Source organism: Acidovorax sp. GW823-FHT05D11 (assembly GCF_058795695.1).
On the sequence record NZ_CM179502.1, the window covers coordinates 72,083 to 89,660 of the forward strand.

16 protein-coding genes are annotated in these 17,578 nt (G+C 70.0%); 5 read left to right on the forward strand and 11 right to left on the reverse strand.

Going from position 1 to position 17,578, the window contains the following annotated elements:
* Positions 1-22: 22 nt before the first annotated feature.
* The 3 genes from AC3RCE_RS00325 to AC3RCE_RS00335 are packed head-to-tail and all read right to left on the reverse strand — an operon-like array spanning position 23 to position 2,819.
* A complete protein-coding gene (locus AC3RCE_RS00325; RefSeq protein WP_492254268.1) occupies positions 23-1,060 on the reverse strand; it encodes a branched-chain amino acid ABC transporter permease in 1,038 nt (345 codons plus the stop codon).
* 8 nt (positions 1,061-1,068) lie between these two features.
* Positions 1,069-1,950 (reverse strand): branched-chain amino acid ABC transporter permease, encoded by an 882-nt coding sequence (locus tag AC3RCE_RS00330; RefSeq protein ID WP_492254269.1) that lies wholly within the window; start codon positions 1,948-1,950, stop codon positions 1,069-1,071.
* Positions 1,947-2,819, reverse strand: coding sequence for an ABC transporter ATP-binding protein (locus AC3RCE_RS00335; protein ID WP_218296400.1), 873 nt, complete (start codon positions 2,817-2,819; stop codon positions 1,947-1,949). Before AC3RCE_RS00335 ends, AC3RCE_RS00330 begins: the two co-directional genes overlap by 4 nt.
* Before the next feature lie 150 nt (positions 2,820-2,969).
* Between AC3RCE_RS00335 and AC3RCE_RS00340 the strand changes: the two genes are divergently transcribed.
* A complete protein-coding gene (locus AC3RCE_RS00340) occupies positions 2,970-3,728 on the forward strand; it encodes a TetR/AcrR family transcriptional regulator (RefSeq protein WP_218339295.1) in 759 nt (252 codons plus the stop codon).
* A 28-nt stretch (positions 3,729-3,756) separates the two neighbouring features.
* On the opposite strand, the gene cueR is transcribed toward AC3RCE_RS00340, so the two are convergent.
* The 3 genes from cueR to AC3RCE_RS00355 form a co-directional block, all read right to left on the reverse strand.
* Positions 3,757-4,248: a Cu(I)-responsive transcriptional regulator gene (cueR, locus tag AC3RCE_RS00345; RefSeq protein ID WP_304505091.1), complete on the reverse strand. Its 492-nt coding sequence runs from the start codon at positions 4,246-4,248 to the stop codon at positions 3,757-3,759.
* Positions 4,245-4,418 (reverse strand): heavy-metal-associated domain-containing protein, encoded by a 174-nt coding sequence (locus tag AC3RCE_RS00350; protein WP_492246188.1) that lies wholly within the window; start codon positions 4,416-4,418, stop codon positions 4,245-4,247. The genes cueR and AC3RCE_RS00350 overlap by 4 nt, the downstream gene beginning before the upstream one ends.
* Positions 4,419-4,655: 237 nt before the next feature.
* Positions 4,656-5,777, reverse strand: a complete 1,122-nt coding sequence (locus tag AC3RCE_RS00355) for a flavodoxin family protein (protein ID WP_492254270.1) — start codon at positions 5,775-5,777, stop codon at positions 4,656-4,658.
* A 194-nt stretch (positions 5,778-5,971) separates the two neighbouring features.
* Between AC3RCE_RS00355 and AC3RCE_RS00360 the strand changes: the two genes are divergently transcribed.
* From AC3RCE_RS00360 to AC3RCE_RS00370, 3 genes are all read left to right on the forward strand, one after another.
* Positions 5,972-8,248 (forward strand): heavy metal translocating P-type ATPase, encoded by a 2,277-nt coding sequence (locus tag AC3RCE_RS00360; protein WP_492254271.1) that lies wholly within the window; start codon positions 5,972-5,974, stop codon positions 8,246-8,248.
* Positions 8,249-8,360: 112 nt separating this feature from the next.
* Positions 8,361-10,016, forward strand: a complete 1,656-nt coding sequence (locus tag AC3RCE_RS00365; RefSeq protein ID WP_218339292.1) for a methyl-accepting chemotaxis protein — start codon at positions 8,361-8,363, stop codon at positions 10,014-10,016.
* Between the two features lie 218 nt (positions 10,017-10,234).
* A complete protein-coding gene (locus AC3RCE_RS00370; RefSeq protein WP_218296406.1) occupies positions 10,235-10,813 on the forward strand; it encodes a hemerythrin domain-containing protein in 579 nt (192 codons plus the stop codon).
* A gap of 15 nt (positions 10,814-10,828) precedes the next feature.
* Here AC3RCE_RS00370 and AC3RCE_RS00375 read toward each other — a convergent pair whose 3' ends face one another.
* Positions 10,829-11,932, reverse strand: a complete 1,104-nt coding sequence (locus AC3RCE_RS00375; RefSeq protein ID WP_218296407.1) for an alkene reductase — start codon at positions 11,930-11,932, stop codon at positions 10,829-10,831.
* Between the two features lie 179 nt (positions 11,933-12,111).
* On the opposite strand from AC3RCE_RS00375, the gene AC3RCE_RS00380 reads away from it, so the two are divergent.
* Positions 12,112-13,323, forward strand: coding sequence for a YbfB/YjiJ family MFS transporter (locus tag AC3RCE_RS00380; protein WP_492246137.1), 1,212 nt, complete (start codon positions 12,112-12,114; stop codon positions 13,321-13,323).
* 165 nt (positions 13,324-13,488) lie between these two features.
* Here AC3RCE_RS00380 and gstA read toward each other — a convergent pair whose 3' ends face one another.
* The 4 genes from gstA to AC3RCE_RS00400 all read right to left on the reverse strand — a co-directional run bounded on the left by gstA (position 13,489) and on the right by AC3RCE_RS00400 (position 17,570).
* Positions 13,489-14,097, reverse strand: a complete 609-nt coding sequence (gstA, locus tag AC3RCE_RS00385; protein ID WP_492254272.1) for a glutathione transferase GstA — start codon at positions 14,095-14,097, stop codon at positions 13,489-13,491.
* A 103-nt stretch (positions 14,098-14,200) separates the two neighbouring features.
* Positions 14,201-14,971 carry a class II aldolase/adducin family protein gene (locus AC3RCE_RS00390; RefSeq protein WP_218296410.1) on the reverse strand — a complete coding sequence of 257 codons (771 nt, stop codon included), beginning with the start codon at positions 14,969-14,971 and terminating at the stop codon, positions 14,201-14,203.
* A 167-nt stretch (positions 14,972-15,138) separates the two neighbouring features.
* On the reverse strand, positions 15,139-15,858 hold the full coding sequence (locus AC3RCE_RS00395; protein WP_492254273.1) for an Ig domain-containing protein: 720 nt from the start codon (positions 15,856-15,858) through the stop codon (positions 15,139-15,141).
* Positions 15,855-17,570, reverse strand: coding sequence for a tail fiber domain-containing protein (locus AC3RCE_RS00400; RefSeq protein ID WP_492254274.1), 1,716 nt, complete (start codon positions 17,568-17,570; stop codon positions 15,855-15,857). Before AC3RCE_RS00400 ends, AC3RCE_RS00395 begins: the two co-directional genes overlap by 4 nt.
* Positions 17,571-17,578: the final 8 nt, after the last annotated feature.

The following is a 17,578-nucleotide window of genomic DNA, read 5'->3' on the forward strand; positions in this document are numbered from 1 at the left end:
TTTATGGGCTGTGGCGGCTCTCTCAATTGCGGAACGGCCACAGATGGAAAAAGCGGCGAATGCGCCGCCACACTTCTGCGAGCCCCTGTGGCTCGAACACCAGAAATCCGATGATCAGCAGGCCAAAGATCACGGTGCGTACGGGCGAGAGGAACACCGTGAGCTCGTTGCCGCCGGGCAGCAGGGCGACCACCAGCTTGAGCAGCTCGGGCACCATGGTCATGAACACCGCGCCCAGGATGCCGCCCAGGATGGAGCCCATGCCGCCGACGATGATGGCCGCCAGGAAGAAGATGGACATCAGCAGCGGAAAGCTCTCGGGTGTGACCACGCGAAAGAAGTAGGCCCACAGGCCGCCTGCCACGCCCGCGTAGAACGAGGACAGCCCGAACGACAGCAGCTTGTAGCGCAGCAGCGGTATGCCCAGCACCTCGGCCGAGATGTCGCGGTCGCGGATGGCGATGAAGGCGCGGCCCACGCGCGTACGAAACAGGTTGGCCGCGCCCAGCAGCATGAGCACGGTGACCGGCACGATCACCCAGTACAGGCGGAACGAGGTGTCGAGCGGCAGGCCGAACAGCTTGGCCGGCGGCACGCTGAGGCCGCCGGTGCCGCCCGTGAACTTCCAGTTGGCGAAGATGAAGTGCGCGATGAAGGAGGCCGCGATGGTGGCGATGGCCAGGTACAGGCCTTTGACGCGCAGCGAGGGGATGCCTACGACGATGCCGCCCAGCATGGCCACGAAGCCGCCGGCCAGCAGGTTGAGCAGAAAGGGCGTGCCCGCGCGTGTCTCCAGCACGGCCACGGTGTAGGCCCCCAGGCCCATGAAGGCGGCCTGCCCCAGGCTCACCAGTCCGGTGTAGCCGGTGAGGATGTTCAGCCCCGTGGCGCTGGCCACGTTGATGCTGACCAGGCAGGCCAGGTAGAGCCAATAGTCGCTGGCCATGAAGGGGAAGAGCAGCAGCAGTGCGGCGACCACGGCGAGCCACACCTTCTGCGTGCGCGAGTCGAACAGCGCCGCGTCGGCGACGTAGGATTCCTTGAGGGTTCCGATGCGCATGGCGTGCCTTACAGACGTTCTATTTCGTGCGTGCCGAACAGGCCATAGGGCCGCACCAGCAGCACGGCCACGAGCACGATGAAGGTGGCCAGCAGCTTGTACTCGCCGCCCAGGTAGGCGCCAGCCAGCGCTTCGATGAGGCCGATGAGCAGGCCGCCGACGAGGGCGCCGAGCACGCTGTCGAGCCCGCCCACGATGACCACCACCAGCACCGACAGGCCGAACACGCCCATGCTCGACGAGATGCCGCCGATGGAGCCGACGATGATCCCGGAGACCGCGGCGATCATGGCCGAGACCACCCAGGCCAGCGAGAACACGCGCGGCACGTTGATGCCCACCGAGTAGGCGGCGGCCTGGTCGCTGGCCGTGGCGCGCAGGGCCACGCCGCCGCGCCAGAAGCGGAACACCAGCAGCACCGCGGCGATGAAGGCCACGGCGATCACCGCGCCCCAGAACACCTTGGGCGCGAGAAAGGCCTCGCCGATCATGATGGGCTTGGTGGGCATGAACTCGGGCAGGCGGCGCTGGTCGGCCGTCCAGATCATTTCCACCAGGCCCACGAGCACCGAGGCCAGGCCCACGGTGACCATGAAGACGGAAATCGGCGGCTCGCCCAGCAGCGGGCGGATCATGGTGCGCTCGATCACGGCGCCCAGCAGGCCCGAGCCGAGCACCGCCGCCGGAATGGCCAGCCACAGCGGCAGCGCGAAGGTGGCGGCGAAGGTGAAGAACAGGTAGGCGCCGACCATGAGCATCTCGCCGATCGCGATGTTCACCACGCGCGTGGCCTTGTAGACCATGACGAAGGCCAGCGCCGCGAGCGCGTAGAGCCCGCCGCCGGCAATGCCGGTGAGGCTGATTTCGAAGAGGTAGGCCCAGTCCATCATGCCGGGGCCCCCTGCATTGGCGCGGCGGTGGCAGCGGCCTGGAACCGGGCACGCAGGTCGCCCACGTCGCCCGAGCCCAGGTAGGCGCGGATCACCTCGGGGTTGGCCTGCACCTCCCCCGGCGTGCCCTGGGCGATGACCTGGCCGAAGTTGAGCACCACCACGTGGTCCGACAGGTCCATCACCATGCCCATGTCGTGCTCGACCATGAGCACGGTGACACCCCACTCGGCGCGCACGTCGAGGATGAAGCGCGCCATGTCCTCGGTCTCCTCGCGGTTCATGCCGGCCACGGGCTCGTCGAGCATCAGTACCTCGGGCTGCATGGCCAGGGCACGGGCCATCTCCACGCGCTTTTGCAGGCCGTAGGGCAGGGCCGAGACGGGCGCATGGCGGATGTGGTCGATCTCCAGGAAGTCGATGATGCGCTCCTCGATGTCGGCACGCAGGGCGGCCTCTTCGCGGCGCGCGCGGCCCACGTAGAGCAGCGCGTCGAGCACATTGGTCTTGAGGTGCGCATGCCGCCCGAGCTTGATGTTGTCGAGCACCGTCATGCCGCGAAACAGCGCGATGTTCTGGAAGCTGCGCCCCAGGCCCAGCCGGGCGCGCTGCGGTGCCGGCACCCGCGTGATGTCCTGGCCCTTGAAACGGATGGCGCCGCTGCCCGGGCGGTAGAAGCCCGAGATGGTGTTGAACAGCGAGGTCTTGCCCGCACCGTTGGGCCCGATCACGGCGGTGATGGAGCCGGCCTGCACGCCAAAGCCCACGCCGGTGAGCGCCTTGACCCCGCCGAAGGCCAGCGTGACACCATCGACCTGCAGCAGGGGCGGCGCGCTGGCGGGGGGAATGCCGGGTGGGTGTGTCTCCATTGGCTTTCTAATGCGGGTTTGTGCTGACCAGAAAATTCCTGCGGGCCTGCAGAAATTTCCTACTTGTGCGTAAACTGTTTACTCGTGAGTAGATTCTGGAAGGCCCCGCGCCAAACCAGCATCCGTACTTTCCCGAGGAACCAGCCCGCCATGCCCAGCCCCACCGTGTCGCCCCCCCGCAGTGCCGACCGCCCGCCTGCGTCTCCCTGGGCGCCCGCGTCCCACCGCGAACAGCAGCGCGAGGCCAAGCGCAATGCCGTGCTGCAGGCGGCCGCGCAGCTGTTCAACGAACGCGGGTTTCATGCCACCTCGCTCGACGACATCGCCGCGCGGCTGAACGTGACCAAGCCCACGCTGTACTACTACGTGAAGAACAAGGACGAGATCCTGCTGCAGTGCGTGAGCAAGGGCCTCGAAATGATGCTCGAGGGCATCGATGCCTCGCGCGCGGCCGGGGGCAAGGCCATCGACCAGCTCATGACCTGCATGCAGGTGTATGCGCGCATCGTCACCATGGACTTCGGCAAGTGCCTGATCCGCGTGGGCGACGAGCAGCTGCCGCCGGAGAGCCGCAAGGAGCTGCGCCGCCTGAAGTCCGCCATCGACCAGGAATTCCGCCGCCTCGTGGCCGAGGGGGTGGAGGAAGGATCGCTGCAGCCTTGCGACCCGAAGATGACGGCCTTCGTGATCGCGGGCGCGCTCAGCTGGATCGGGCGCTGGTACCAGCCCGGCGGCGAGTACACGGCCGAGCAGGTGGCGGGGCAGTGCATCGAAACGCTGTGCCAGGGGGTGCTGCGCCGCGCGGACGTACCCCCGCCGCCGGCTGCGAAGCGTGCGGCGCGCAAGGCCGGCACCCCTGCCGTGGCCAAGGGCAGGGCTGCGCCCGCCGCCCGGGCGTCCAAGGCCTGAACGAGCGCCTCGCCGCGAGGGCTGTGCCTCAATCCGGGCGCGCGGGCCTGGGGGCGGGCGGTGTGCCGGGCGCTGCCGCCAGGTCGTCGAGGATCGGGCAGTCCGGCCGGTCATTGCCCTGGCAGCACGACACCAGCGTTTTCAGCGTGCGCTGCATGGCCTGCATGGCGGCAATGCGCTCGCTCAGGTCGTCGATGTGCGCCTGGGCGATGCGCTTGACCTGGCTGCTGGCGCGGCTGCGGTCGTGCCACAGGGCGAGCAGCTCGGCGATCTCCTCCATCGAGAAGCCCAGGTCGCGGCTGCGGCGGATGAAGTGCAGCGTGTGCACGTCCGCCTCGGTGTACTGGCGGTAGCCGCTGTCGGTGCGGGCCACGGCGGACAGCAGGCCCAGCGACTCGTAGTGGCGCACCATGCGGGCGGAGATGCCCGCGCTGCGCGCCGCTTCTCCGATGGACAGCGGCCGGCCCGGCAGCGCGGGCTCTGCGCGGTGGCGGGCCGGTGCGCCGGGGGTGGCCGTCATGGCGCGACCGCGTAGCCTTCTTCGGCGATGGCGCTGGCCAGGGCCGCGCGGTCCGCGTCGGTGTTGCCCACTTCCACGCGCCCCGTGCCGCGGTCGATGCGCACGGTGGCATCCGGGTCCACCCCTCGCACGGCCTGCGTGACGGCACGCTCGCAGTGGCCGCAGGTCATGCCCTGCACGGTGAAGAGCTGCGTGGAAGAAGAAGAAGGAGAAGGCGACGGGGAAGAGATCGGGGAAGTGGATGTCATGGCGGGCTCCTGTGCCGATAAAGTGCTTGAACACCTGCAGCGTAAACCTTCACATCATGGCAAGGTCAAGCCCCCCGGGGGATTCCCCTCTGTTTGCTATTGAAAATATAGCTGCTTGCGCAATATGGACAAGCGCCACGGCGGGATTTTGATCGAATCCTATTTGGGCCGTGGCCTGCGCACGCCTGCGTCGGGCTGCACCAGGCGGCCGGCGCGCAGCGCGGTGATGGCCACGGCCAGCGCCTGGGCGGCGCCGCGCACCTCGTCCTGCACGGCGGTGTCCCGGTCCAGCGCGGCATGGCTGTCGGCGTAGCTTTCGTAGTAGCCGATGTAGCGGTCCAGCCGCGCGGCGGGGCCGGCGTCGATGAAGCCCATCCAGTCCAGCCAGTCCGACAGGCCCCGGCGCGTGCTCTCAATGCCCGCCACGTCGCCATGCACTGCCAGCGCATAGGCGCGCCCGGCCAGGTGCTTGGGGTAGTCCCAGCCCGCCAGTTCCAGCGCCTTGGCTTCGGCGGCCTTCTTGCCGTGGGTGCTGGTGGGGTCAGGGTTGCCGCCGTCGGCGCACACCAGGCGGTCGATCATGAGCTTGAGGGGGCTCGGTGCCTGGTACCAGTACACGGGGGTGAGGATCATCACGCCGTGCGCGGCGGTCCAGCGCTCGTAGATCTCGTTCATCCAGTCGCCGGTCTGGCGCATGGCGTGGTTGGGGTAGCAGCTGCACGGAAAGTGGCACAGCGGCATGGCGGTGGAGACACAGCCCTTGCAGGGGTGGATGTGGCGCCCGTAGTCCGAGGTGACGCGGCTCAGGTCCAGCGTGTCCACCTCGACCCCGGCGTCCGCCAGGGCCTCGCGCGCCGTGTGCAGCAGGCGCCAGCTCTTGGAGATTTCGCCGGGGCAGGTGCCATCGTTGCGGGCCGAGCCGCACACGAGCAGGGCGCGCGGCGGCGAGGCCGGGTCGGCCCAGCGGGTGCGCGCGGCGTCGATCCTGGCCTTGGCGTCCAGCCAGTCCAGCGAGAGTTCGTAGCCGGGGTCGGCATGGCCCGGGCCGGCCTTGCGGGTGCGCGGCGCCTTGCGGCCCTCGTCGTAGTTGCGCCAGGCGATGGCCTCGATGCGGTCGATGGCGTCGGCCGCCTCGCTGGCGAAGCGCGGGTCCTGGAAGTCCTGCAGGAACCGCTCGCGGAAGGCCGCGTGGTCCAGGGGCGCGGGGGCCTGGCCAGTGCGCGGCTGCGGCGCCGCAGCCGCGGCGGGGGGAGGAGCGTGGGGCGTGGAGCGTGTCGTCATGCGGCCATTCGATCACCAGCCCGTGGGGCTGCGTATCGGACAAGGCGCCGTGTGGGCTGTCGGCGGCGGGTGATCGGCAGCGTGCCGGGCCGGGGCCTGCCGAGGTGCTTGACCTTGCCATCATGTCAAGGTGTACCGTGCTCCCCATGGCCATACAACACCTTCCCTCTCCCGCCGGTCTTTCCGCCACGCCCATGGCTTTCCCGCCCCTGGATCTGGGCATCGGCGGCATGACCTGTGCCAGCTGCGTGGCGCGCGTGGAGCGGGCGCTGCGCAAGGTGCCCGGCGTGCAGGATGCCACCGTGAACCTCGCCACCGAGTCGGCCCGCGTGGCCTGGGCACCGGGCGCGGCCACCGCCGACGCCGAGGCCATGGAGGCGCTGCTGCGCCGCGCCGTGCGCAATGCGGGCTATGAGCCGCGCGCCGCGGGGCCGGCCGAGGCGCCCGAGAATCTGTCGCCCTGGGCGGGCTTTCTGCCGGTGGGCATCGGCCTGCTGCTGTCGGCCCCGCTGGTGCTGCCCATGCTGGGGGAGCTGTTCGGCCTGCACTGGATGCTCCCGGCCTGGGTGCAGTTCGCGCTGGCCACGCCGGTGCAGTTCGTCCTGGGCGCGCGCTTCTACAAGGCGGGCTGGCATGCGGTGAAGGCCCTGGCGGGCAACATGGACCTGCTGGTGGCCCTGGGCACCAGCGCGGGCTGGGGCCTGTCGGTGTGGCTGTGGCTCACGGCCCATGAAGGCCATGCGCCGCACCTGTACTTCGAAGCCTCTGCCGTGGTGGTCACGCTGGTGCTGCTGGGCAAGTGGCTGGAGGCGCGCGCCAAGCGCCAGACCACGGCCGCCATCCGCGCGCTGCATGCCCTGCGGCCGGACCTGGTGCACCTCCTGGGCAGGGAGGGCGAGGTGGACGTTCCCGTGGCCGAGGTGCTGGTGGGCGACCAGCTGGTGGTGCGGCCGGGCGAGCGCATCCCGGTGGATGGCACGGTGCACGAGGGCCACACGCAGGTGGACGAATCCATGCTGACCGGCGAGCCCCTGCCGGTGGCCCGCGATGTGGGCGCGGCGCTGACGGGGGGATCGATCAACGGCGACGGCCGCATCGTGATGGCCGTGACCGCGGTGGGGGCCGAGACGGTGCTGTCCCAGATCATCCGGCTGGTGGAAGACGCCCAGGCGGCCAAGGCGCCCATCCAGCGGCTGGTGGACCAGGTGTCGGCCGTGTTCGTGCCCGTGGTGCTGGTGGTGGCGCTGGCCACGCTGCTGGGCTGGCTGTGGATGGGCGTGGGCATCGAGGCCGCGCTGATCCACGCCGTGGCCGTGATGGTGATCGCCTGCCCCTGTGCGCTGGGCCTGGCCACGCCGGCGGCCATCATGGCGGGCACGGGGGTGGCGGCCAGGAACGGCATTTTGATCAAGGACGCGCAGGCGCTGGAGCTGGCCCACAAGGTGGACACGGTGGCCTTCGACAAGACGGGCACGCTGACCGTGGGCCAGCCCCGGCTGACGGCGTTCGAGGTGGTGCCCGGCCTGGACGACGCGGCCGTGATGGCCGCGGTGGTGGCGGTGCAAAGCGGCAGCGAACACCCGCTTGCACGCGCCGTGGTGGCGGCCGCGGGCGAGCGGCAGGTCCGCGTGGCGGCGGTGCAGGATGTGCGCGCCGTGCCCGGTCGCGGCACCGAGGGCGATGTGGCCGGGCAGCGCTACCTGGTGGGCAGCCTGCGCTGGATGCAGGAGCTGGGCGTGGAGATGGGCCCCCTGGCGGCGCGCGCCCGGGCGCTGCAGGACGAGGGCGCCACCGTGTCGGCCGTGGCCCAGCGTGCGACCGAAGGGGCGAGCGGCGCACGCTATGTCTTGCGTGCCTTGATGGCCTTTGGCGACGAGCCCAAGCCCGGCGCGCGCGCGGCGCTGGCGGCGCTGAAGGCGCGTGGCATCCGCACCGTGATGATCTCGGGCGACAACCGGGGAGCGGCCGAGGCCATGGCCCGGCGCCTGGGGCTGGACCCCGACGCGGGTGAGGTGATGGCCGAGGTATTGCCGGGTGACAAGGCCGCCAGGGTGGCTGCGTTGCAACGGGGTAGCGAAGAAGTCCCTCCCGGAGGGCAGCGACCCGGCGCAGCGGCGCGGCGCGGGGGCCGTATTGTCGCGATGGTGGGCGACGGCGTGAACGACGCCCCGGCGCTGGCGGCGGCCGATGTGGGCATGGCCATGGGCAACGGCACGGACGTGGCCATGCATGCGGCGGGCATCACGCTGATGCGGGGCGACCCGATGCTGGTGGCCGCGGCGCTCGACATCTCCCACCGCACGGTGATGAAGATCCGCCAGAACCTGTTCTGGGCGTTCGCGTACAACGTGGCCGGGATTCCTCTGGCGGCGATGGGCTACCTGAGCCCCGTGGTGGCAGGGGCGGCCATGGCCTTGAGCTCGGTCAGCGTGATGGCGAATGCCCTCTTACTGAAGCGCTGGCGCATGTGATAAATACGTACAGTGCGGTCATCGATGTCTGGCAAACTGCAACGCTTTGTTGCAGGCCGGCGGCTTCGAATGCAGGCGCGGCCCCTCCATACCCATAAAAGGACGACACATCATGAATCTCTTCTCGTTCATGCGGCAGTTCACCATCCGAATGCGCATGCTGGGGGCCATCGCGGTGGTGCTGGGCCTGCTGGGCCTGCTGGGCGGCGCGGGCATGCTGGGCATGTTCCGCATCCATGACATGAGCCAGAACTTCATGGACAACTCCTTCGCCAAGGTGGGCTACATGGCGGAGCTGCGCGGCGAGATGGGCTCCGTCCGCCAGTACGAGAAGGACATGATCATTGGCTACGAGAAGCCGGAAGCCGTGAAGGCCGCGCACGACAAGTGGCTGGCCAGCCAGGACAAGGCCAAGAAGATCGCCGCGAAGTTCCTGGAGGGCGAGGACGACGCGGACAACGTGGTGGTGCGCAACATCATCGCCAGGCTGGACAGCTACCGCGAGCTGTTTGCCCATGTGGCCCGGCAGCTGGAAGCCAGCGGCTACGACACCGCCACGATTGCCAACCGCATGAGCGGCAAGGCCGTGGCCGAGTTCGACCAGGCCGACAAGCTGGTGGGAGAGCTCGATACCGTGCTGCGGGCCGAAGTGGCCAAGTCGGTCGAACAGCAGGGCCGGGTGTCCAGCGAGACCAAGTGGCTCTTCGTCCTGGCCGTGGTGATCACCGTGGTGGTGGTGGTGCCCACCACGCTGATGAACATGAACTCGATCTGCCACCCGCTTGAAGAGGCGCGCCGCATGGCGCAGGCCATTGCCGGGGGGGACCTGTCCCAGAACATTGCCGCCGAAGGCAAGGACGAAGTGGCCGACCTGCAGCGCGCGCTGCGCGACATGCAGCAGGGCCTGGGCGCGCTCGTGGCGCAGGTGCGGGACGCCAGCGGCAACATCGCCACGGCCAGCCAGGAGATCGCCATGGGCAACCAGGACCTCTCGCAACGCACGGAGCAGACGGCGAGCAATGCCCAGGAAGCGGTGGCTTCGCTCTCGCAGCTCACCTCGACGGTGCAGCAGACCGCGTCGTCGTCGCAGATGGCCAACCAGCTGGCGGCATCGGCCTCCAGCACCGCGACGCGCGGCGGCTCGGTGGTGCAGCAGGCCGTCTCCAGCATGCAGGAGATTTCGGCCTCCAGCCGCAAGATCGGCGACATCATCGGCCTGATCGATTCCATCGCCTTCCAGACCAACATCCTCGCGCTGAACGCCGCCGTGGAAGCCGCGCGCGCCGGTGAGCAGGGGCGGGGCTTTGCCGTGGTGGCCAGCGAGGTGCGCAGCCTGGCCCAGCGCTCGGCGGCGGCGGCCAGCGACATCAAGGGCCTGATCCACAGCAGCGTGACGGCCGTGGACGGGGGCGTGCGCCACGTGGAGGATGCGGGCACGGCCATGAAGGAAATCGTGGCCAGCGTGCAGCGCGTGGGCGACATCATCGGCGAGATCACGGCGGCGGCGTCGGAGCAGTCGGCCGGCATCGGCCAGGTGAACCAGTCGGTGGGCGAGATCGACCGCATGACGCAGCAGAACGCGGCGCTGGTGGAGGAGTCCGCGGCGGCGGCCGAGTCCATGCGCGAACAGGCCGCGCGCCTGTCGCAGGTGGTGCAGCAGTTCCGCCTGGCCGACGCCATGCTCCACGCCGCCCACCACGCACCCGTGGAGGCGCCGCAGCACCAGGCGCTCGCCGGGGAGCCTTCCAGGGCACTGCTCGCGCGCTGATGATGGATTGAACCGGTGGCGCCCGCGCGCCATCACACCCGGAATGGGCCCTGCGGGCGGATGCGCATGCAGGGCTTTTTCATGCCCGGCGTGCGGCGGCCGCAGGCGCACCGGCCGCGCGATGCGCACCCGGTCCCCGACGGTTTGTTGACCTGCGTCATGCGCGGGCGGGCGCCTGCATGGCAATCTGGAGGCCTTGTGACCTGGGGAGCACTGCCATGCCGTCGATCAGCCTGCGGACCATCCACGAAGAGCATGCGTCGCTTGCGGCCGTGCTGCATTCCTTGCGCCTGATGCTGGACCAGGGGCCGGGCGACGAGCCCGCCGCGTTCTTCGACGTGATGCGGGCCATGCTGTTCTACATCGACGAATTCCCCGAACGCCAGCACCACCCGAAGGAATCGCAATGGCTGTTCCCGAAGGTGGCCGAGCGTTCGCCGGAGGCGGCCGGCGCCATCGCGCAACTGGAGCGCGAACACGCGGGCGGCGAGGCCGCCGTGCGCGAGCTGCAGCATCTGCTGCTGGGCTGGGAGCTGATGGGCGAGGCGCGCCGCGACACCTTTTCCGAGGCCCTGCGGCGCTATGTCGCTTTCTACCTGGAGCACATGCGCCTGGAGGAAACCGTGGTCTTGCCAGCGGCCCAGGCATGCCTGCAGCCTGGCGACTGGGCCGCGATCGATGCGGCGTTTGCCGGCAATACCAACCCGCTGGCGCCCGGCCAGGCGCGGGACCCCGCCTACGATCGCCTGTTCACGCGCATCGTGATGCGGGCGCCCAGCCCGATCGGGCTGGGCTGACGGCGCGCGCCCGCCTCAGGCCGACAGGGCGGGGTAGTCGGTGTAGCCCTCGGCGCCGCCGCCGTACAGCGTGGCGCGGTTGACCTCGTTCAGGGGCGCGCCGCGCTCCAGGCGCTGCACGAGGTCGGGGTTGGCGATGAACGGCCGGCCAAAGGCCACGATGTCCGCGCCGTTCGCGAGCGCGGTTTCCGCCAGCGCCTTGTCATAGGCGTTGTTCACCATCCACGCGCCCTGGCCGCCGGCCGCGCGGTAGGCCGCCTTCAGGGCCGCGTAGTCGAAGGGGCGGTCGGGCAGTTCGCGCGGGCCGCCGGTCGCACCCTCGATCACGTGGATGTAGGAAAGGCCCAGCGGGCCGAGCTGGCGCACCACGTAGTCAAACAGGGGCTGCGGGTCCGCGTCCACCACGTCGTTGGCGGGCGTCACGGGCGACAGGCGGATGCCTGTGCGGCCGGCACCGATTTCCTGCGTGATGGCGGTGACCACTTCGACCAGCAGCCGGGCGCGGTTCTCGATGCTGCCGCCATAGGCGTCGGTGCGGTGGTTGGCGCTGGTCTTGAGGAACTGGTCGATCAGGTAGCCGTTGGCGGCGTGCACCTCCACGCCATCGAAGCCGGCCTCGATGGCAGCGCGGGCGGCACGGCGGTAGTCGGCCACGATGCCGGGGATCTCGGCGATCTCGAGCGCGCGGGGCTCCGAGGTCTGGGTGAACGTGGGCACGCCGTCCTTGATGAGCACGGTCTTGGTCTTGGCCTGGATCGCCGACGGGGCCACGGGCGCGGCATGGCCCGGCTGCAGGTCGGTGTGCGAGACACGGCCCACATGCCACAGTTGCACCACGATCTTGCCGCCCGCCGCGTGCACGGACGAAGTGACCTTCTTCCAGCCGGCGATCTGCTCGGGCGCATACAGGCCGGGCACGTCGGCGTAGCCCTGTCCCTGGTGGCTGATGGCGGTGGCCTCGGAAATCAGCAGGCCGGCGCTGGCGCGCTGCGTGTAGTAGGTGGCCACGAGGTCGGTGGGCACGGCGTTGGGCGAGCGGTTGCGCGTGAGCGGTGCCATGGCGATGCGGTTGGCCAGCTGCAGGTCACCGGCTTGGACGGGGTCGGACAGAAAAGGCATGCGGGGCTTTCAAAAACGGGTTGCACACAATCGATCAACCCCGGAAGGTTAATGCTGCAGCGCAAAACGTGCAGCGCACATGCGTCAACAAGGGCTCTGGTTTTGTGCTATCCGGGGCTGGCCGGCGGTGTGCGGGGGGCCGCGGCGCGCTGGCGCGGCCTGGGGCAGAATCAAACGCCATGCCGCCCCGCCATCCTTCCCCCCGCCCCGTGCCCGCGCTGTGGCTGGCCGTGGCGCTGTCGATGGGGGCGGCGGTGTCGCTCGGCATCACGCGCTTTGCGTACGCGCTGCTGCTGCCGCCCATGCGGGAGGACCTGGGCTGGTCCTACACCCTCGCGGGCGCGATGAACACCGTGAATGCGCTGGGCTACCTGGTCGGCGCGCTGGCCACGCCCTGGCTGCTGCGGCGTGCCGCACCCGGGGCCGTGCTGTTGGCCGGCGCGGTGCTGGCCACCGTGTTCATGGGGCTCTGCGGTTTTTTCACCGAGGCGGTGCCGCTCCTGCTGCAGCGCCTGCTGGCCGGCGTGGCGAGCGCGCTCGTGTTCATTGCCGGCGGCCTGCTCGCCGCGCGCCTGGGGGCGCAGGAGCCGGGGCGCAGCGGCCTGCTGCTGGGGCTGTACTACGGGGGCACGGGCTGGGGCATCAGCCTGTCGGCCGTGCTCGTGCCCGCCGTGCTGGCGGCGGCGCCGTCCCCGCATGCCTGGACGTGGGCCTGGTGGGCGCTGGCGCTGGCCTGCATGGCCGCGACGGCGGCCCTGTGGTGGCCCGCGCGTGTGCTGCGCGGGCTGGCGGTGCCCGCGGATGCCCCCCGGGCCTTCAATGTGGTGCCGCCGCCCGCCCGGGTGCGCTGGCGTGCGCTGGCGCCCGCGCTGCTGGGCTACGGCCTGTTCGGCGTGGGCTACATCGGCTACATGACCTTCGTCGTGGCGCTGCTGCGCGAGCAAGGCGCCAGCGGCACGGCGGTGACCTGGTTCTATGCGCTGCTGGGGCTGGCGGTGGTGCTGTCGTCGCGCATCTGGGCGGGGCTGCTGGACCGCAGCCGTGGCGGCCAGGCGCTGGGCCTGCTCAACGGGCTGCTGGGCGTGGCCACCGTGCTGCCCGCGCTGACGTCGGCCTGGCCGGTGGTGCTGGCCTCGGGCCTGCTGTTTGGCGGCGTGTTCCTGTCGGTGGTGGCATCGACCACCGCCCTGGTGCGGCACAACCTGCCACAGGTGCTGTGGGCCAGCGGCATCAGCGCCTTCACCATTGTGTTCGCCGCCGGGCAGATCGTGGGGCCCACGGTGGTGGGCTGGATCGCCGATGGCCCGGGAGGCCTCGCGCGCGGGCTGGTGTTCTCGGCCTGCGCGCTGTGGTTGGGGGCGCTGGTGGCGTGGCGGCAGAAGCCGCTCTAGCGCATCTGGAGTTTTGGCCGTGCGCCGCGCTACGCGCTCCCAATCGATACTGGCGCGGCCTAGGCCAGGAACGCCGGGCAGGGGCCGCCCCGCAGCGAGGGCGTTGTCCCCCTGCCCGCGTAGCGAGAGCGGGGGGAAGGCGCGCAGCGCCTCAGGGGGGTGTCCCTATTTCAGCAGGCCTTCCACCTTCATGGCGGCCTGCACGGCGGGGCGGGCCGCCACGCGGGCGGCGTAGGCCTGCAGGTTGGCCAGGCTGGAGATATCGATGCCGGTGGGCTTGTGCCAGCCTTGCACGGTGAACAGGTAGCCGTCGGCCACGGTGAAGTGGTCGCCCATGACGTACTGCTTGCCGGCGAGCTGGCCGTCCACCCACTGCAGGCGCTGCAGCAGCCTGTCGCGCGCCATCACCTTGTATTCCTCGGGCGTGGCGGGATCGAAGAGCGGGGTGAAGCCGCGGTGCAGTTCCATGCCGATGAAGGTGAGCCATTCCTGCAGGCGGTAGCGCTGCAGCGTGCCGTTCTGGGGGGCCAGCATCTTGAGGGGCACCTGGTCGGCGATGTATTGCACGATGGCGGGGCCTTCGCGCAGCCGCGTGCCGTCGTCCAGTTCCAGCATCGGCACATAGCCCAGCGGGTTGATGCCGTAGTAGTCGGAGCCGTCCTGCAGCTTGTGCGTCTTGGTGCTGGCCAGCACGGGCGTGTAGGCCAGGCCGGCCTCGTGCAGTGCGATGTGCGGGGAGAGCGAGCAGGCGCCGGGGGAGTAGTAGAGCTTCATGGACGGATCCTCGTGAAAAGTGGGAACCCTCCGATGCTATGCGCTGCACCGTCTTTCTGCTGGCACGGGGGCACGGCCCCGCGCCCCCTCGCGCCACGGCGCCTCAGACGTCGTGGCCGGGCATGTCGCGCTGCACCTTGCGCAGCAGCGCGGGCCATGCAAACGCACCGCCCAGCCCGCCTGTCTGCACCCGCATGGCCTGGGCCACGCCGCTCACGATCTGCGGGTTCACCGAGGTCAGCGCGCCGCCGGCCTGCGCGTCGATCTGGATGCGGCAGGTGTTCTCGAAGGTGTACATCGACAGGAAGGCATCGGCGATCGTCCTGCCCACGGTGAGCAGGCCGTGGTTGCGCAGCATGAGGAAGTTGGCCTCGCCCAGGTCGGCCTGCAGGCGCGGCTTTTCCTCGTCGCGAAAGGCCACGCCCTCGTACTCGTGGTACGCCAGCGAGCCCAGCACGAAGGTGCTCTGCTGGCTGATGGGCAGCACGCCGCCCTGTTGCGCGCTCACGGCCACGCCGGCGCGCGTGTGGGTGTGCAGCACGCACCCCGCCTCGGGCCGGGCCTCGTGCACGGCGCTGTGGATCACGAAGCCCGCCGGGTTCACGGGAAAGGGCGAGTCGTGCAGCTTGTTGCACTGCATGTCCACCTTGATGAGGCTCGACGCGGTGATCTCGTCGAACATGAGGCCGTAGGGGTTGATGAGGAAGTGGTGCTCCGGACCGGACACCGACTCGGGCAGCTTGGCGCTGATGTGCGTGAAGACCAGGTCGCTCCAGCCGTACAGCGCCACGAGCCGGTAGCAGGCCGCCAGGTCGCAGCGCAGCTGCCATTCTTCGGGGCTGACGCTGTCTTGCAGGGAAGGGATGTTGAGCATGGGCTTGTCTCCGCGTTGGGGATGGTGGGAGACCCCAATGTAGAACGATGCGGGGCGCGGGACTGTCAGGCAGGCTACACACGGCCCCCATGGATCGCTTTGCGTGCGCGTTTTCCCTTCAGGAAGGCAAAGGCCCCGCATGCGGGGCCTTTTTCCGTGCAGCATCGTCAGCGCAGGTGTTGCTGCCGCCGGATCTGGCGCCGCCCCAGCCAACCGAGTCCCAGCGCCGCGATGGCCAGCGCCCAGGGGGCATCCACGGGAATCTGGGCCGCTCCGGCCACGGTGATGTTCAACGTGAGCGTCGACGACAGGCCGTTGGAATCCGTGACCACGACCACCAGCGAATAGCTGCCGGGGGTGGTGGGGGTTCCGCTCAGCACGCCGCTGGCGCTCAGGGACATGCCGGGCGGCAGGCTGCCGGAACTCACCGCGAACGTGTAGGGGCCGGTTCCACCCGCCACCGTGATCTGCCCGCTGTACGGCGTGCCAGGCACCAGCATGGGTGGCGGGGTGATGACCAGCGCACTGGTCACGGCGCCCGTGCCTGTCAGGTCCAGCTCGCGGCCCAGGAAGTCGGACACCGTGATGGTGAAGCTGTACGCCGCTGCGGTGGTGGGGGTGCCCGTGAGGGCGCCCCCGGCCGACAGGCTCAGGCCGGCGGGCAGCATGCCGGTGCTGACCAGGAACTGGTACGGCGCCACACCATTGCTGCCCACGAAGGTCACGCTGTAGGGCACGCCCTGCACCGGCACGGGAATGGTGGAAGGTGTGACGTTGATGCTCTGGGCGCCTGCTGCTGCACCCCACAGCAGCAGGCCGGCGGCGCCCGCTCCCGCGAGGAGGTGCCGGCACCAGGTGGCTGCAGCCCGCGCTGCACGGGCCATCATCGCGCGCCTCCGCGCTTGCGCGCAAGCTGCTGCTCCAGGGCCGAAAGGCGTTCCGCCAGGGCCATGAGTTCCTCATCCTTGGCGGCCAGCTTCTGGTGCAGGGCCTGGACCGTGGCGGCCGCGAGGCCGGCGACATCGCTGGGCGCGAGCGTACGGGGGCTTTCGCCCACCTTGAAGCGGTGGTGCACGTCTTCGGCCATGGGGCCCAGGTGCAGGCTGGCGTTGAGGTCGCTCAGGTAGCGCCACGCATACAGCGGCAGTTGCGCCACCTCGCCCAGGATCGCGTGAACCGGTGCAGCGGTGATGTCGTGCTTGAGCGTGCGGCTGGAGCCCTGGCTGAGCGTGCCGGCCACCATCAGGCCGCCATTCGACTGCACCGACAGCGCGTTGCTGCCGCTGCCGCTGGGGGCCAGGCCCACGGCGGTGGCGGTGGCATGCTGGGTCCAGTATGCCGTGCCGGTGCCGTGCGCAAGGCGCGCGGCGATGGCGCCGTTGTTCTGCAGTTCCATCTGCACGCGCGGGGCCAAGGCAGCGCCCGCCGTGTTGTCGACCAGCAGGCTGCCGGAGCCGTCGGCGCGCCGCAGGGTCAGGGATGCCATGGGACGCGGAGTCCCCATGCCGACGTTGCCATTGCCGGCGATGTCGAGGCTGGAGTGTGGAGCCCCGGGGCGGATGCGCAGGGGCAGGCGCGAGCCGCCCGTGACGTCGCGCACGAAGAAATTGGCCTCGTTGCCGGCAATGTCCCAGGTCTGGGCCGTGAAGCCGCTGACGTTGCTCTGCTCCTGCCGCAACCCCGGCGTGTCGGTGGACACCACATGCAGGTCCAGCACGGGCACGGCCGTGCGTATCCCCACGCGACCCTGCGGGCTCACGTACAGGCTGTTGGCCGGCGCTCCGGCCAGCCAGCGCACGGGGAACTTGGCACCCGTGACATCCTCGATGCCCATGAAGCTGGCCCCACCGCTGGCACTGTCATTGGTGACCAGCGTCCAGTCATTGCTGGGAAACGGTGCAACGCGGGTGTCCTGAAACCCGATGCGCAGGTTGTTTTCCTTCAGCCGCAGGGTGTCGTCGCCAAAGCCCTCGTTGATGGCGCAGTCAAATCCCGCGCAGACGCTGCCCTGGATGATGTGGTCGTCGCTGACCAGCTGGTCCTTGGCCACCATGCGCGTGCTTGCGCTGGCCAGGGTGGAGCGGGTGGAAGGCGTAGTGGCGCTGTCGCTGCCGCTGTCTGCCGCGCCGACCTCGCCCCGGGGCGGCACCTGCGGTGGCAACACGAAAGCGCCGCCCGCCACGGACACGCTGCCGCTGAGCATGGCGCCGCCGGCGCCCGAGGGTGCGGACGGGACCAGGGCCGCCGTGGCGTCGTCGTGCCGCACGGCGCTGGTGGTGGGGGCGAGCGTCAGCTCGTAGGTGTAGTGCCCGTCGGGCAGGGGGGTGTCCTGCAGCGAGAACACCAGCGGGCTGCGCAGCACGAAGTCCTGGGGCATGCCGCCGTCGCGCGCGATGCGCAGCACGGCGCGGCCATGGGGCGCGGCGGGGGTCCATTCCAGCCGCTGGGCCTGCAGGCGGGACGTGATCGCGGCGTCGCCTAGTGGTTGTGCCTGCACGCTCTGGCACAGCAGCAACGCTGCGAGCGCGGTGGCCATCATCAGCAAGGCCGTGGCGCGCGGCTGCGGCCTGTCCAGGAAGGCGTTGGGGTGGTGTGGCATGGCTGGCA

Excerpts from the sequence above, each read along its gene's own strand:
- AC3RCE_RS00325 (WP_492254268.1), bottom strand. The coding sequence starts at position 1,060 with ATGCGCATCGGAACCCTCAAGGAATCCTACGTCGCCGACGCGGCGCTG.
- AC3RCE_RS00330 (WP_492254269.1), bottom strand. The coding sequence starts at position 1,950 with ATGATGGACTGGGCCTACCTCTTCGAAATCAGCCTCACCGGCATTGCC.
- AC3RCE_RS00335 (WP_218296400.1), bottom strand. The coding sequence starts at position 2,819 with ATGGAGACACACCCACCCGGCATTCCCCCCGCCAGCGCGCCGCCCCTG.
- AC3RCE_RS00340 (WP_218339295.1), top strand. The coding sequence starts at position 2,970 with ATGCCCAGCCCCACCGTGTCGCCCCCCCGCAGTGCCGACCGCCCGCCT.
- cueR (WP_304505091.1), bottom strand. The coding sequence starts at position 4,248 with ATGACGGCCACCCCCGGCGCACCGGCCCGCCACCGCGCAGAGCCCGCG.
- AC3RCE_RS00350 (WP_492246188.1), bottom strand. The coding sequence starts at position 4,418 with ATGACCTGCGGCCACTGCGAGCGTGCCGTCACGCAGGCCGTGCGAGGG.
- AC3RCE_RS00355 (WP_492254270.1), bottom strand. The coding sequence starts at position 5,777 with ATGACGACACGCTCCACGCCCCACGCTCCTCCCCCCGCCGCGGCTGCG.
- AC3RCE_RS00360 (WP_492254271.1), top strand. The coding sequence starts at position 5,972 with ATGGCTTTCCCGCCCCTGGATCTGGGCATCGGCGGCATGACCTGTGCC.
- AC3RCE_RS00365 (WP_218339292.1), top strand. The coding sequence starts at position 8,361 with ATGAATCTCTTCTCGTTCATGCGGCAGTTCACCATCCGAATGCGCATG.
- AC3RCE_RS00370 (WP_218296406.1), top strand. The coding sequence starts at position 10,235 with ATGCCGTCGATCAGCCTGCGGACCATCCACGAAGAGCATGCGTCGCTT.
- AC3RCE_RS00375 (WP_218296407.1), bottom strand. The coding sequence starts at position 11,932 with ATGCCTTTTCTGTCCGACCCCGTCCAAGCCGGTGACCTGCAGCTGGCC.
- AC3RCE_RS00380 (WP_492246137.1), top strand. The coding sequence starts at position 12,112 with ATGCCGCCCCGCCATCCTTCCCCCCGCCCCGTGCCCGCGCTGTGGCTG.
- gstA (WP_492254272.1), bottom strand. The coding sequence starts at position 14,097 with ATGAAGCTCTACTACTCCCCCGGCGCCTGCTCGCTCTCCCCGCACATC.
- AC3RCE_RS00390 (WP_218296410.1), bottom strand. The coding sequence starts at position 14,971 with ATGCTCAACATCCCTTCCCTGCAAGACAGCGTCAGCCCCGAAGAATGG.
- AC3RCE_RS00395 (WP_492254273.1), bottom strand. The coding sequence starts at position 15,858 with ATGATGGCCCGTGCAGCGCGGGCTGCAGCCACCTGGTGCCGGCACCTC.
- AC3RCE_RS00400 (WP_492254274.1), bottom strand. The coding sequence starts at position 17,570 with ATGCCACACCACCCCAACGCCTTCCTGGACAGGCCGCAGCCGCGCGCC.